The following is a 13,243-nucleotide window of genomic DNA, read 5'->3' as shown; positions in this document are numbered from 1 at the left end:
ATGGCGCGTGCCGGATGCCGCTATGTCGGCCGGGCACTCATCGTCAGCAGGTCGTAGCGCGCGACCGGCTCGTTGTTCTGGTTCACCACCTCGACGTCCCACCGCACCTCGCCGTATTCCGGCCGCCGCGCGGAGGATTTCTGCTTCACGGTCAGCTTCACGCGAATGGTGTCGTCGGGTGAGACGGGCTTGAGGAAGCGCAGATTGTCGAGGCCGTAATTCGCCAACAGCGGCCCCGGTGCCGGGTCGACGAACAGGCCGGCGGCGAACGCCAGAATGAGATAGCCGTGGGCGACACGGCCGGGGAAGAACGGGTTGGCCTTGGCCGCCGCCTCGTCCATATGGGCGTAGAACGTGTCGCCGGTGAAATGTGCGAAGTGCTCGATGTCGTCGAGGGTAATCGGCCGGCTCGCGGTCTCGATGCTTTCGCCGACGGTCAGTTCGTCGAAGTTGCGCTTGAACGGATGCAGATTCGAGACCGGCGACGGTGCGCCGCGGCTCCACGTGCCGGTCAATGCCGCCAGCCGGCGCGGCGAGCACTGGATTGCGGTGCGCTGCATGTAGTGATGCACGCTGCGCAGGCCGCCGAGTTCTTCGCCGCCGCCGGCGCGGCCAGGGCCTCCATGCAACAACGCCGGAAGTGGCGTGCCATGGCCGGTGGATTCCGCGGCGCAATCGCGGTCGAGGATCAGCAATCGCCCGTGCCACGGCGCGATGCCGAGCGCGATCTGCTCGGCGACCTCGTTGTCGTAGGTGAACAGCGACGCGACCAGGCTGCCTTCGCCGCGGCGAACCAGCTCGATCACCTGGTCGACGTCGTCATAGGCGATCACGGTCGCGACGGGTCCGAACGCCTCGATGGCGTGGAGCTTCTCTGCGCGCATCGGGTCCGTTGCGCGCAGGAGTATCGGCGAGAGGTAAGCCCCCGCCGTGGTGTCGATGCCGTCGCCGCTGCAACGCTGCGGGTCTCCGAACACGATGTCGGCCTCGGGGGCGAGCGCTGCGATCGCGGCGCGCACCGTGTCGCGTTGGCCGCGGCTGACCAGCGGGCCCATCGCCTTGTCGTCTTGGCGCGGATCGCCGAGCTTCACGTCGGTCAGCGTCGCCTGCAGGGCCGCGATGACAGCGGCTTCCTGCGCGCGGGGCACAAGCACGCGGCGGATCGCGGTGCATTTTTGCCCGGCCTTGCTGGTCATCTCACGCGCCACCTCCCGCACGAACAGATCGAACTCCGGGTCGGTCGGGGCGATATCCGTGCCGAGGATCGCGGCGTTCAGCGAGTCGCGCTCGGCGATGAAGCGGATCGAATGCCTTGCGACGTTGGGATGCGCGCGGAGCTTGTCCGAGGTCTCGATCGAGCCGGTGAAGGCGATCACATCCTGGCCGGTCAGATGATCGAAGAGATCGCCGGTGCTGCCACAGATCAGCTGAAGCGCGCCCGGCGGCAGCAGGCCGGATTCGTGGATCAGCTTGACCAGCGCCTCGGCCACATAGGCCGTCGCCGTCGCCGGCTTGGCGATCACCGGGACGCCGGCGAGCAGCGCCGGCGCCAGCTTTTCGAGCAGACCCCAGCACGGAAAATTGAACGCGTTGATATGCACGGCGACGCCGTGTAGCGGTGAGAGAATGTGTTGCCCGACGAAGCTGCCGCGCTTGCCGAATTGTTCGACCTCGCCTTCGATGATGAATTTCGTATCCGGCAGTTCGCGCCGGCCGCGCGAGGCGTAGGCCGCGAGCGTCACCAGGCCGCCGTCGATGTCGATCGCGTTGTCGCGGCGATTGGCGCCGGTGTCGGCGGCGATCGCGTAGAGCTGCTCCTTGCGCTCGATCAGATACGCGCCGATTGCCTTCAGCCGGTCGGCGCGCTGGTGAAAGCTCAGCGCGCGCAGGCCGGGCCCGCCGACCTCGCGCGCGTGGCGCACGATCGCGGCAAAGTCGAGCCCGGCGCTGGAGGCGCGCGCCACCACTCGGCCGTCGATCGCGCTCGGAATGTCGACGAGGCCGGTGTCCGGCGTCACCCAGGCGTCGCGCGCGAGGCTTTGCAGCGTGGTGGTCATGGCGTCCTCCCCGATTTTCTTGTTCGGCCCGCGGCGCCGCGCGGTTTGACGTGCGCGGCGGCCGTTGACACGATGGTGGCTTGGGCTAATAATTGACTGACCGATCGTTCAATTCAAGAGGCTTTCAAAGAGCCCGGACGTGGTGGGTGAAATTGGGAGCGAAACGTGAATGACGACATGATCGCCGACCGGAAGCGGCGACGCATCGCGATGCGTGCCTGCCGCGCTCGGACCATGCGGTGACCGTGGCGCGCTCCCCCGCTGCCGCGGAGTTGTCGCCCGACGAATTGGCGCGCGCCTGCGCCGACGCGATGTGGGCCAACGATCATGCCAGCAAGGCGCTCGGCATGGAGATCGTCGAGATCGGCCCCGGCTTCGCGACGCTGGCGATGACGATCACCACCGAGATGGTGAACGGCCACGGCATCGCCCATGGCGGCTTCATCTTTACGCTGGCCGACTCCGCCTTCGCCTATGCCTGCAACTCGCGCAACGAGAACACCGTGGCGGCGCAGGGCCAGATCAGTTTCATCCGCCCGAGCAAGCTCGGCGCGAAGCTGGTGGCAAGCGCGCGCGAAGTCACCCGCGCCGGACGATCCGGCATCTTCGATGTCCGCGTTTCCTCGGCCGGAATCGTGATCGCCGAATTCCGTGGCCATTCGCGGTCGATCGGCGGAACGCTGGTGCCGCTGCAACAACCCGATCAACGCTGAGAGAGGATAGAGCGATGGCCGCGAGCATCCATCAATTGCGGGCACCTTCCGGCTACAGCGCCGAGCTCGACGAAGCCGAGCGCGCCTCCCGCGACGCGATCGTCTCGCTGCAGACCGAACGCCTGGCCTGGACGCTGACGCATGCCTACGACAACGTCCCCCACTACAGGAATGCGTTCGACCGAGCCGGTGTGCATCCGCAGGACTTCCGCGACCTCGCCGATCTGGCGAAATTTCCATTCACGTCGAAGACAGACCTGCGCGACAACTACCCGTTCAGCATGTTCGCGGTGCCACGCGAGCAACTGGTCCGCGTCCACGCGTCGTCGGGTACCACCGGCAAGCCGATCGTGGTCGGCTACACGCTGAAGGACATCGACACCTGGGCCACGGTGATGGCGCGTTCGCTGCGCGCCGCCGGCGCACGCCGCGGCATGATCATTCACAATTCCTACGGCTACGGCCTGTTCACCGGCGGGCTCGGCGCGCACTACGGCGGCGAGAAGCTCGGCTGCACCGTGGTGCCGGTCTCCGGCGGCATGACCGAGCGGCAGGTACAACTGATCAACGATTTCAGGCCCGATGTGATCACCGTGACGCCGAGCTACATGCTGGCGATCCTCGACGAATTCAAACGGCAGGGACTCGACCCGCGGCAATCGTCGTTGAAATACGGCGTGTTCGGCGCCGAGCCCTGGACCAACGCGATGCGTGCCGAGATCGAGCAGGCGTTCGACATGGACGCGACCGACATCTACGGGCTGTCCGAAGTGATCGGCCCGGGCGTCGCGCAGGAATGCGTCGAGACCAAGGACGGCTTGCACGTCTGGGAGGATCACTTCCTGCCCGAGGTCATCGATCCTGTCACCGGCGCAGTGCTGCCCGATGGCGAGAAGGGCGAGCTGGTGTTCACCTCGCTGACCAAGGAAGCCTTCCCGGTGATCCGTTATCGCACCCGTGATCTGACCCGGCTGATGCCGGGCACGGCTCGGCCCGGGATGCGACGGATGGAAAAGATCACCGGCCGCTCCGACGACATGATCATCCTGCGAGGTGTCAACGTGTTCCCGACCCAGATCGAGGAAGTGTTGCTCGGGACCGATTGGTGCGGTGGCCATTTCATCATCGAACTGACGCGCGAGGGACGGATGGACGAGATGACCGTGCTTGCCGAAGCGCGGACGGAGAGTTGGGACGGCGCCGGCCTGGTACCGCACGCCGAACGCGTTGCGGCCTACATCAAGAACACCATCGGCATCTCGACGACGATCAAAGTCGTGCCGCCCGACACGCTGGAGCGTTCGCTCGGCAAGGCCAGGCGGGTGATCGACAAGCGCCCGAAGTCGTGAGGCGGCCATTGCTGACTGCAGACTGCTGAACGAGGCGGGCGCGAGTGTCCCGGCTGACCGCACGTGGCGACATCACTCCGCCGCGCGGGTGACGATCTTCACTTCCGAGGTCAGGGTGCGATGCACCGGGCATTTGTCCGCGATCTCGATCAGTCGGGCGCGCTGATCGGTGTCGAGATCGCCGTCGATCGCGATCACGCGGTCGATCCTGTCGAGCAGGCCGACCTTGGTCTCGCATTCGACGCAGTCCTCGGCGTGGATCTTGGCGTGGCTCAGCGTCACGGTCACGCGGTCGAGCGGCAGCTTCTTGCGTTCGGCATAGAGCCGCATCGTCATCGAGGTGCAGGCGCCGAGCGCCGAAAGCAACAGATCGTACGGGCCGAGCCCGGAATCCGCGCCACCGACCGCGACCGGCTCGTCGGCGAGCAACTGATGCGGTCCGACGCTGATCCGCTGCTGGAATTTGCTTTCGCCGGTTTCCTGCACAATGACGGCGCGCAGCACCTCCGGCGCACCGGCGGCGGCGGGTTGCCGGGCGTCGAGATAGCGCTCCGCCCAGGCGGCGATCACATCGGCCGCGTAGTTCGCATCGCGGCGGTCGCTCAGGAGATGATCGGCATGGTCGAGCGAGACGAAGCTCTTGGGATGCCGCGCAGCCAGAAAGATCCGGGTGGCGTTGTCGATATTGACGGTGGCATCGGTCGGTGCGTGCATCACCAGCAGCGCCTTGCGCAGCTTGGTCACCTGCGCCATCAGATTGTGTTCGCCGGCGTCGTCGAGGAATTCGCGCTTGATCGTGAACGGTCGGCCGGCGAGCGAGACCTCGACGCTGCCCTGTTCGCGGATCGCATCGACATGCTCGGCGAACAGGCCGGCGACATGCGATGGATCCGACGGCGCGGCGATAGTCGCGATCGCCTTCGCTTCGGGGATCTGCGCTGCGGCCGCCAGCACCGCGGCGCCGCCGAGGCTGTGGCCGATCAGCAGCGACGGCGCCCGATGGACCTTGCGCAGATGATCGGCGGCGAGAACCAGATCGGCGACGTTTGACGAGAACGTCGCATTGGCGAAGTCGCCCTCGCTGGCGCCGAGCCCGGTGAAGTCGAACCGCAGCACCGCGATGCCGCGCGCCGCCAGCCCCGCCGCGATCCGCCGCGCGGCCAGATTGTCTTTGCCGCACGTGAAACAATGCGCAAACAGCGCGAAGGCGAGCGGCGCCGAGCCCGGCAGTTCCAGCGCAGCCGCGAGTCGATGTCCGCCGCTGCCGGGGAATTCAAAGCGTTCGATCGGCATGGTGGGTACTCCGAGTGGGATGTCATTCCGGGATACGTGCGTGGACGCGCAGACACGGAATCAGGAGGTCCTGGAACGAAGTTCGGATTCGCGCTGCGCGTGCCCCGAAATCACGATATCAGATCAATCCTCCGAGTAGCGCTGCTCGGTCCACGGGTCGCCGCGGTTGTGATAGCCGCGGACCTCCCAATAGCCCGGCTGATCGTCGTCGCGGACTTCGATCGCCTGCAGCCATTTCGCGCTTTTCCAGAAATACAGGTGCGGCACGACCAGGCGCACCGGGCCGCCGTGCTCCGGCTCCAGCGGCGCGCCGGACCACGCATGCGCGATCAGCGCGTCGGGAGCGGCGAAATCCTCCAGCGACAAATTGGTGGTGTAGCCATCATAGCAGTGGAGCACGACGTAGCGCGCTTGCTCGCGCGGCTGACAGGCGTCGAGCAGCGCTCGGGTGGCAAGCCCTTGCCAGCGGTTGTCGTAGCGCGACCATGTGGTGACGCAATGGATATCCGAAACGAAATCCGATTGCGGCTGCGCCATGAACTGCGACCAGTCCCAGAACAGCGGTTGCACGACCGAGCCGTAGACATCGAGTCGCCAGCGTTCGCGAGAGATCTGTGGCGACAGGCCGAGATCGAGCACCGGCCAATCCTGCGTGAGATGCTGCCCGGGCGGCAGGCGCTGTTCGTCCGGGCGCGCGTGACGGCCGGTGATGAATTTGCCTTCGGCCGCCCAACGCTGCTTGCTCCGAGTGAGCTTGGAGTCGGGAGGAAGGTCGGCATCGTCGGACATCGGGTCTCTTTCGGCCTCGTTCAGCTCGGCTGGCCGAGCAGCAGCGGCAGTTGGCGCGGGCCACGAACCGTACCTTCCGACCAGCGCACATTTTGTGACGAATCCAGTCTAAACTCCGGAATCCGTTTCAGCCATTCCTCGATCGCAACCGTCATCTCCATTCGCGCCAAGTTGGACCCGACGCAGCGGTGAATACCGAGGCCGAACGCGACGTGAGGATTTTCTTGGCGGTCGATCTTGACCCGATCGGCGTCGGGGAAGACGTCGGGATCGCGGTTGGCGGCGGGGAACGACAGCAACACCATGTTGCCGGGCTTCACCGGGCAGCCGGCGATCGTGGTCTCCTTCATCACCTCGCGGGCCATGGTGACCGGCGCATAGGCGCGGAGAAGTTCTTCGATAGCCGTCGACATCAGGTCCGGCTCGGCGACAAGCCGGACGCGATCTTCCGGATGCGTCGCCAGATGCCACAACGCCGCGCCGATCGCGCTCCACGTCGTGTCGATGCCGGCGATCAGCAGCAGGCGCAACGAGCCGAGCACATGGACATCGGACAGTGGCTGGCCGTCGGCATCGCGCGCGTTCATCAGCGTGCTGATCAGATCGTCGGTCGGATGCTGCTTGCGCTTCGCGATGTGGCCGGCGAAGTACACGCTCATTTCCTGAATCGCCTTCATCAGCATCGCGTCGTCATGGATACCGAGTTCGAGGATTTCGTGAATCCACTGGATGAACCGGTCGCTGTCGGTCTCTGGAATGCCGAGCATCGCGCAGATCGTCTTGACCGGAATGTGCTTGCTGTAGGCCTTCGCGGCGTCGCAGCGACCATCCGCGATGAAATCGTCGATCAGTTCATTGCAGATCGAGCGAACCCGCGGCTCGAGCTTGGCCACCGCATCGGGCGTGAACGGCGGCAGCAGCAGGCGCTTGGCCGGCTTGTGTTCCGGCGGATCTGAAGTAATCGGCGGCGCCGATTGCACCGGCTCGGGCCGGCTGTTGCGGACGATGATGCGCCGCGACGAGAAGTGGTCGGTGTCGTAGGAAATCTCCTTCACCGCCGCGAAGGTGGTCGGCATATAGACGCCCAGGAAGCGGTCGGTGTGGACGACCGGGCTCGCCGCGCGCAGTTCGTCCCAGATCGGATAGGGGTTTTCGGTCCAGCGCGGGTCGGTGTGGTCGAAGTCGCTGGCCCAATCGGTGACAGGCGCTCGCTCGGTCATTGCGCGTTCTCCCTCCGGCTATCGTTGGCGTCACGGTCTGCGCCGCGACTTGAATGAACGAGATCAGTCTTCTGTGATGTCGATCGCGTTTTCCGGGCAGTTGGACTTCGCGAGCCACGCCTTGTCGATCAGGTCGGCGGGCACGACGCCGTCGCCTTTCTCGTGAGCGTTGCCGTAGTCGTCGAGATCGAACAATTCGGGCGCCAGCGCCTTGCAGCGCGCATGGCCCTGGCACTTGTCCTGATCAACATGGATGGTCAGCATTTCGGACATGCGGCGTTTCCTCGTCGTCCGCCTTGGCGGCGGATCTGTGAGTGTCGTGACGCGCCGAGACTAGCACAGCGCGTCACGTCCGCCAGTGTCCTTTGGAAGGCTCAGAGGCTCGCTGGCGCGGGCCGCGGATCGATCGGCGTGGTGCCGCGCAGGCCGAGAACGTCTTCGAGCAATGCGGCGCCGGCGAGCAGGCCGGCCTCGTTGCGCGGCCGAGCAATCATCTGCAGCCCGACCGGCAGGCCGGCCGACGTGAAGCCGCAGGGCAGCGACAGCGCCGGGCAGCAGACCAGCGTGATCGCGTAGACGATGCCGAGCCACTCGACGTAGTTGTCGAAGGTGTGGCCGTTGCATTCTGCGAGGTAGCGCTGCTCCACGGGGAAAGGCGCGGTGATCGTCGCCGGACACAGCAGCAGATCGTAAGTCTCGAAGAACGCGATGGTGCGTGCGGCCATCGCCACGCGCTGCGCCTCGGCCCGGGCCAGATCGTCGACGCTGAGCGCGAGCCCCTGCTCGATGTTCCAGATCACCTCCGGCTTCAGCAGATCACGCTTGGTGCGGAGCAGTTCCGCCTTGCTGATCGCGAAGTCGAATGCGCGCAGCACGTGGAAGCATTCGTGCGCTTCAGAGAGGTCGGGCTGAGCCTGCTCTACGACCACGCCGGATTCGGCGAAGCGCTCGGCCGCCTTGCGGGTGATCGCGGCGACCTCGGGATCGACCGGGGTGATGCCGAGGTCGGGCGAATAAGCCACGCGCAGCGGCTTGGTGCGCGCGCGCGCGGCGGCGAGGAACGAGGTTACCGGCGAGGGCAGCGACAGCGGATCGGCGGCGTGTTCGCCGCTCATCGCGTCGAGCAACAGGGCGACGTCCTCGACATTGCGCGCCATCGGGCCCTGCACGCCGAGATTGCGGTCGATCGCTGCTGCGGGCGTGTGCGCGACACGGCCGAAGCTCGGCCGCAGGCCGACGACGCCGCAGAAGCTCGCCGGATTGCGCAGCGAGCCGCCCATGTCCGAGCCGTGGGCGAGCCACGCGGTGCCGCTGGCGAGCGCGGCCGCAGCGCCGCCGGACGAGCCTGCCGCCGAGCGCGACAAATCCCACGGATTGCGCGTCGCCCCGAACACCTCGTTGAAGGTGTTGGCGCCGGCGCCGAATTCCGGGGTGTTGGATTTGGCGTAGACCACCCCGCCACTGGCTTCGAGGTGCTCGACCATCAGGTCGGAGCGGGTAGGGACATGGTCCTTGAAGATCGGCGACCCCTGGGTCGTCCGCACGCCTTCGACCGCGGTGAGGTCCTTGATCGGCACCGGAAGGCCGGCGAGCAGGCCGCGTTCGGACTGCGGCTTCTTCATCAGGTCGGCGGCACGGGCGCGGGCGCGATCGAAGCACAGCGTCGGCAGCGCGTTGACGGCGCCGTCGACCTCGGCGATCCGCTGCTCCAGCGCGTCGAGCAGATCGAGCGGCGTGACCTCGCCGGTTCGGAGTTGGTCGACGATCTTGCAGGCCGTCGCTTGAATCAGCTCGTGGTGTGCCGCCATCCTGTTGTCTCTCCTGACTTGATCGGCCGGCCGTGCGGGTGCAAGGCAGGCGGGCGATTATGCCGTCCGGCTACGACGCAATGGGTAGCCCGACCTGCTTTTCAAGTCACCGGTTCGGGCCTTATATCGCGCCATGGGTCTCTTCTCACATAACGACTCGAACGGCCACAACCTGTCCGGGTTCTGGCAGTTGTCGCACCGGTTCTGGCTCAGCGGCACGCCCCGCGTGACCGGCCTGATCGCCCTGCTGATCACCGTCGTGCTGGCGCAACTGGCGGTGCAATTCTATCTCAATTTGTGGAATCGGCATTTTTTCGATGCGCTGGAGCGGCGCGACGGCGCCGAACTCTGGACTCAAACTTTCGTGTTTCTGGCCTTGGCCTGCACCAGCATTTGCCTGGCCGCGACCTCGGTGTGGGCGCGGATGACCGGGCAGCGCAATTGGCGTGAGTCGATGACCCGCTCCATCCTGGCAAAATGGTCGCTTAAGAGCCACGACGAGCCGATGAACTGCCATGATCACGGCGCCGAGAATCCCGAATACCGCCTGGCGGAGGACGTCCGCGTCGCCACCGATGCGCCGGTCGACCTGATCCTCGCCTTCCTGTCCTCGGTGCTGACGGCGCTGACGTTCTTCAGTGTGCTGTGGAGCGTCGGCGGCAGCATCGCCGTCAGTCCGTTCGGCTTTCGTCTGGAAATCCCCGGCTATCTGGTGCTCGGCGTCATCGGCTACTCGACGCTGATGACCGCGCTGATGCTGTGGTTCGGACGCCGGATGACCAGCATCAGTGAACAGCGCAATCAGAACGAGGCCGAATTCCGCGCCGCCGCGGAGGTGCTGCGCGGCTGCCACCCGGCGACCGAGGCGGTCGAAGCCGGGTGGATGGACAAGCTCGAGCGGCGCCTCCAGGCGGTACTGCGATCGTGGCGCGATCTATGCTGGCAACTGGTCGACATGACGCTGGTGTCGCACGGCAACTTTCTGTTCGCGCCGGTGGTGGCGTATTTCCTGTGCTTTCCGAAATATCTCAGCGGCGCAATGTCGCTCGGCGAGGTGACGCAGAGCGCCGCCGCGTTCGTCACGGTGCAGGGCGCGGTGAACTGGCTGGTCGACAACTATCAGCGGCTGGCCGACTGGCGATCGTCCGCCAATCGCGTCGCGGCGCTGCTGGCCGCGATCGACAGAATGCCGGACGATAATTCCGCGTCGGTGGAGGCAGCCGAGCCGTTGCCGCGCTGACCGCGGGCGCTTAAGTTGTCGTCTCGCCGCGGGCCCGGCGAATGACGTCGGCGTACCAGCGGAACGATGATTTCGGAATTCGTCGCTGCGTCGCGTAGTCGACATAAACGAGGCCGAAGCGGACCTTGTAGCCCGACTCCCATTCGAAATTGTCGAGCAGCGACCAGACGAAATAGCCTCGGACGTCGGCGCCCGCGGCGATCGCCGCATCGAGGCCGGAGATGTAGTCGCGCAGAAAGGCGATGCGGCCGGGATCGATCACCGCGCCGGTATCGTCGGGCTTCTCGATGTTGCTGCCGTAGCCGTTCTCGGTGACGTAGACCGGCTTGCCGTAGCGGCGGCTGACCTCGATCAACGTGTCGCGAAAGGCGTCGGGCTCGATGGTCCAGTCGATCGGCGTGCGCGGAATGCCATCGGGTTTGGCGCCCCAGCCGAGACCGATGATCGCATTGGGATCGGAGTTGATATACACCGGGCTGTAATGGTTCAGCCCGAACCAGTCGAGCGGACGGTGGATTCGCGCTATGTCGCCGGGCTGGATGTGTGGAGCGATCGCGTCGCGGATCAGCGAGGGATATTCGCCGAGATATTGCGGATCGGAGAATGCCCGGTTCCAGTAATCGCCGATCAGCGCGGCCTCGGTGATGTCCTCGGGCTTGTCGGTCGACGGATAGATCGGCTGATAGTTGGTGACCAGCCCGATTTGGGCGTCGGCGACGGTTTGGCGCAGCGCGTCGACTGCCGCGCCGTGGGCGAGATTGACGTGGTGGATCCAGCGATGCAGCTTGTCGTCGGCGCTGCGGTCGCGGGCGCCGAAAGACCGGCTGAACAGGCTGAAGATGCCGGGCTCGTTGAAGGTGACGAACCGCTTGACGCGCCGGCCGTAGCGTTGGCCAATCAACCGGGCATAGTCGGCGAACCAGTCGACGATGTCGCGATTGAGCCAGCCGCCGCGATCTTCGAGCGCCTGCGGCAGATCCCAGTGATACAGACAGAGCCACGGCTCGATTCCCGCGGCCTCGAGTTCGTCGATCAGCCGGTCGTAGAAGGCGAGTCCGGCCTCGTTCACCGCGCCGGTGCCTTGCGGCAGCACGCGCGGCCAGGCCACCGAGAAGCGATAGGCCTGCAGGCCGAGCGCTTTCATCAGCGCGACGTCTTCCTTGTAGCGATGATAGTGGTCGCAGGCGACGTCGCCGGTGTCGTTGTTGGCGACCTGGCCGGTGCGGCAATAGGTGTCCCAGACGCTTTGACCGCGTCCATCCTCGTTGGCCGCGCCCTCGATCTGAAAGCTCGCCGTCGATGCACCCCAGATGAAGTCGGGCCTGACGTGGGTCAGCGATGGCAGGCCCGGCATCGGCTCGTTGGTGGGCGGTGCGAGCTTGTCCATGGCCTTCGTCTCCGAATTGGCGGCTTTTGGGTTCTGATACGCCGCGCCGCCGGGCGATGCGCTTGCGCTGGATCAAAACGCGACTTTGTGCCGCCGCGGCGATGGCGCTCGCGGCGAGCCGGGCCCCGTTGTAGCAGCACGTCACGACGGGACCATCGATGGCGTCATGGCTGCCCTGCGCAAGCGCCGCGTCCACGCTCGCCGTGGCAAATGTGTGCGGTGCAGCGTTGATCGCCGGCGGCGTTTGGTCCACATCGTTGTCGCCTGCTCGGCTTTCGAAATCGGCGAACTCACGCGATGGATCAGAACATGAAGAAGGACGAATACCGGATCGCCGTCATCCCCGGCGACGGCATCGGCAAGGAGGTGATGCCGGAAGGGCTTCGTGCGCTCGAAGCCGCCGCGAAGAAGCATCGCGTCAAGCTGAGATTCGATCATTTCGACTTCGCCAGCTATGACTATTATGAAAAGCACGGCCAGATGATGCCGGACGATTGGAAGAATCTGATCGGCGGCCACGACGCGATCTTCTTCGGCGCGGTGGGCTGGCCGCAGAAGATCCCGGACCACATCTCGCTGTGGGGGTCGCTGATCAAGTTCCGTCGCGAGTTCGATCAATACGTCAATCTGCGCCCGGTGCGGCTGATGCCTGGCGTGCCGTCGCCGCTCGCCGGGCGCAAGCCGGGCGATATCGATTTCTGGGTGGTGCGCGAGAACACCGAGGGGGAATATTCATCGGTCGGCGGCCGGATGTTTCCCGACACCGACCGCGAATTCGTCACCCAGCAGACGGTGATGACGCGGACCGGTGTCGACCGCATCCTGAAATTCGCCTTCGACCTCGCGCAATCGCGGCCGAAGCGGCATCTGACGTCGGCGACCAAGTCGAACGGCATCTCGATCACCATGCCGTATTGGGACGAGCGGGTCGAGGCGATGGCGAAGGCCTATCCCGACGTGACGTGGGACAAGTATCACATCGATATCCTCACCGCGCATTTCGTGCTGCATCCGGACTGGTTCGACGTCGTCGTCGGCTCCAACCTGTTCGGCGACATCCTGTCCGATCTCGGCCCGGCCTGTACCGGCACGATCGGTATTGCGCCGTCGGGCAACATCAATCCGGACGGCGATTTCCCGAGCGTGTTCGAGCCGGTGCACGGCTCGGCGCCGGACATTGCGGGGCAGGGCATCGCCAATCCGATCGGGATGATCTGGTCGGGCGCGATGATGCTCGAACACCTCGGTGAGAAGACCGCTGCGGATTCGATCGTCAAGGCGATCGAGCGGACGCTGGCGGAGGGCACGCTGCGCACGCGTGATCTCGGTGGTCAGGCCGACACGACGGCTTGCGGCAAAGCTGTGGCGGAAATGGTGGAGTAGGGAC

Annotated in this window: 11 protein-coding genes; 4 read left to right on the top strand and 7 right to left on the bottom strand. The window is 65.6% G+C overall.

The window, feature by feature from the left end; genetic code table 11:
* Positions 1-20 precede the first annotated feature (20 nt).
* Entirely contained in the window at positions 21-2,057 is a 2,037-nt protein-coding gene (gene paaZ / locus RPB_RS18345; RefSeq protein ID WP_011442515.1) for a phenylacetic acid degradation bifunctional protein PaaZ, read from the bottom strand.
* A 311-nt stretch (positions 2,058-2,368) separates the two neighbouring features.
* Between paaZ and paaI the strand changes: the two genes are divergently transcribed.
* Together paaI and paaK are read left to right on the top strand one after the other, a co-directional pair.
* Positions 2,369-2,770 (top strand): hydroxyphenylacetyl-CoA thioesterase PaaI, encoded by a 402-nt coding sequence (gene paaI / locus RPB_RS18340; protein ID WP_157038939.1) that lies wholly within the window; start codon positions 2,369-2,371, stop codon positions 2,768-2,770.
* Between the two features lie 14 nt (positions 2,771-2,784).
* Positions 2,785-4,119 carry a phenylacetate--CoA ligase PaaK gene (paaK, locus tag RPB_RS18335; protein WP_011442513.1) on the top strand — a complete coding sequence of 445 codons (1,335 nt, stop codon included), beginning with the start codon at positions 2,785-2,787 and terminating at the stop codon, positions 4,117-4,119.
* A gap of 72 nt (positions 4,120-4,191) precedes the next feature.
* Here the strand turns inward: paaK and RPB_RS18330 are convergent, their stop codons facing one another.
* From RPB_RS18330 to RPB_RS18310, 5 genes are all read right to left on the bottom strand, one after another.
* Positions 4,192-5,412 (bottom strand): bifunctional alpha/beta hydrolase/OsmC family protein, encoded by a 1,221-nt coding sequence (locus tag RPB_RS18330; RefSeq protein ID WP_011442512.1) that lies wholly within the window; start codon positions 5,410-5,412, stop codon positions 4,192-4,194.
* 123 nt (positions 5,413-5,535) lie between these two features.
* Positions 5,536-6,201, bottom strand: coding sequence for a sulfite oxidase-like oxidoreductase (locus tag RPB_RS18325; RefSeq protein WP_011442511.1), 666 nt, complete (start codon positions 6,199-6,201; stop codon positions 5,536-5,538).
* A 20-nt stretch (positions 6,202-6,221) separates the two neighbouring features.
* The gene (locus RPB_RS18320; RefSeq protein WP_011442510.1) at positions 6,222-7,421 is read right to left on the bottom strand and encodes a cytochrome P450; all 1,200 of its coding nucleotides are present in this window, start codon (positions 7,419-7,421) and stop codon (positions 6,222-6,224) included.
* Between the two features lie 63 nt (positions 7,422-7,484).
* On the bottom strand, positions 7,485-7,694 hold the full coding sequence (locus tag RPB_RS18315) for a ferredoxin (protein WP_011442509.1): 210 nt from the start codon (positions 7,692-7,694) through the stop codon (positions 7,485-7,487).
* Positions 7,695-7,795: 101 nt separating this feature from the next.
* On the bottom strand, positions 7,796-9,229 hold the full coding sequence (locus RPB_RS18310) for an amidase (protein ID WP_011442508.1): 1,434 nt from the start codon (positions 9,227-9,229) through the stop codon (positions 7,796-7,798).
* A gap of 133 nt (positions 9,230-9,362) precedes the next feature.
* On the opposite strand from RPB_RS18310, the gene RPB_RS18305 reads away from it, so the two are divergent.
* The gene (locus RPB_RS18305; protein WP_011442507.1) at positions 9,363-10,469 is read left to right on the top strand and encodes an SbmA/BacA-like family transporter; all 1,107 of its coding nucleotides are present in this window, start codon (positions 9,363-9,365) and stop codon (positions 10,467-10,469) included.
* 10 nt (positions 10,470-10,479) lie between these two features.
* Here the strand turns inward: RPB_RS18305 and RPB_RS18300 are convergent, their stop codons facing one another.
* Positions 10,480-11,856: a GH1 family beta-glucosidase gene (locus tag RPB_RS18300; RefSeq protein WP_011442506.1), complete on the bottom strand. Its 1,377-nt coding sequence runs from the start codon at positions 11,854-11,856 to the stop codon at positions 10,480-10,482.
* Between the two features lie 309 nt (positions 11,857-12,165).
* On the opposite strand from RPB_RS18300, the gene RPB_RS18295 reads away from it, so the two are divergent.
* Complete coding sequence (locus RPB_RS18295; RefSeq protein ID WP_041798857.1) at positions 12,166-13,239, top strand: tartrate dehydrogenase; 1,074 nt, start codon at positions 12,166-12,168, stop codon at positions 13,237-13,239.
* Positions 13,240-13,243 lie beyond the last annotated feature (4 nt).

It is taken from the genome of Rhodopseudomonas palustris HaA2 (genome assembly GCF_000013365.1).
GTDB classification, from domain to species: Bacteria; Pseudomonadota; Alphaproteobacteria; order Rhizobiales; family Xanthobacteraceae; genus Rhodopseudomonas; species Rhodopseudomonas palustris_J.
This window is presented reverse-complemented; position numbering and strand designations above follow the sequence as displayed.

Excerpts from the sequence above, each read along its gene's own strand:
- paaZ (WP_011442515.1), bottom strand. The coding sequence starts at position 2,057 with ATGACCACCACGCTGCAAAGCCTCGCGCGCGACGCCTGGGTGACGCCG.
- paaI (WP_157038939.1), top strand. The coding sequence starts at position 2,369 with ATGTGGGCCAACGATCATGCCAGCAAGGCGCTCGGCATGGAGATCGTC.
- paaK (WP_011442513.1), top strand. The coding sequence starts at position 2,785 with ATGGCCGCGAGCATCCATCAATTGCGGGCACCTTCCGGCTACAGCGCC.
- RPB_RS18330 (WP_011442512.1), bottom strand. The coding sequence starts at position 5,412 with ATGCCGATCGAACGCTTTGAATTCCCCGGCAGCGGCGGACATCGACTC.
- RPB_RS18325 (WP_011442511.1), bottom strand. The coding sequence starts at position 6,201 with ATGTCCGACGATGCCGACCTTCCTCCCGACTCCAAGCTCACTCGGAGC.
- RPB_RS18320 (WP_011442510.1), bottom strand. The coding sequence starts at position 7,421 with ATGACCGAGCGAGCGCCTGTCACCGATTGGGCCAGCGACTTCGACCAC.
- RPB_RS18315 (WP_011442509.1), bottom strand. The coding sequence starts at position 7,694 with ATGTCCGAAATGCTGACCATCCATGTTGATCAGGACAAGTGCCAGGGC.
- RPB_RS18310 (WP_011442508.1), bottom strand. The coding sequence starts at position 9,229 with ATGGCGGCACACCACGAGCTGATTCAAGCGACGGCCTGCAAGATCGTC.
- RPB_RS18305 (WP_011442507.1), top strand. The coding sequence starts at position 9,363 with ATGGGTCTCTTCTCACATAACGACTCGAACGGCCACAACCTGTCCGGG.
- RPB_RS18300 (WP_011442506.1), bottom strand. The coding sequence starts at position 11,856 with ATGGACAAGCTCGCACCGCCCACCAACGAGCCGATGCCGGGCCTGCCA.
- RPB_RS18295 (WP_041798857.1), top strand. The coding sequence starts at position 12,166 with ATGAAGAAGGACGAATACCGGATCGCCGTCATCCCCGGCGACGGCATC.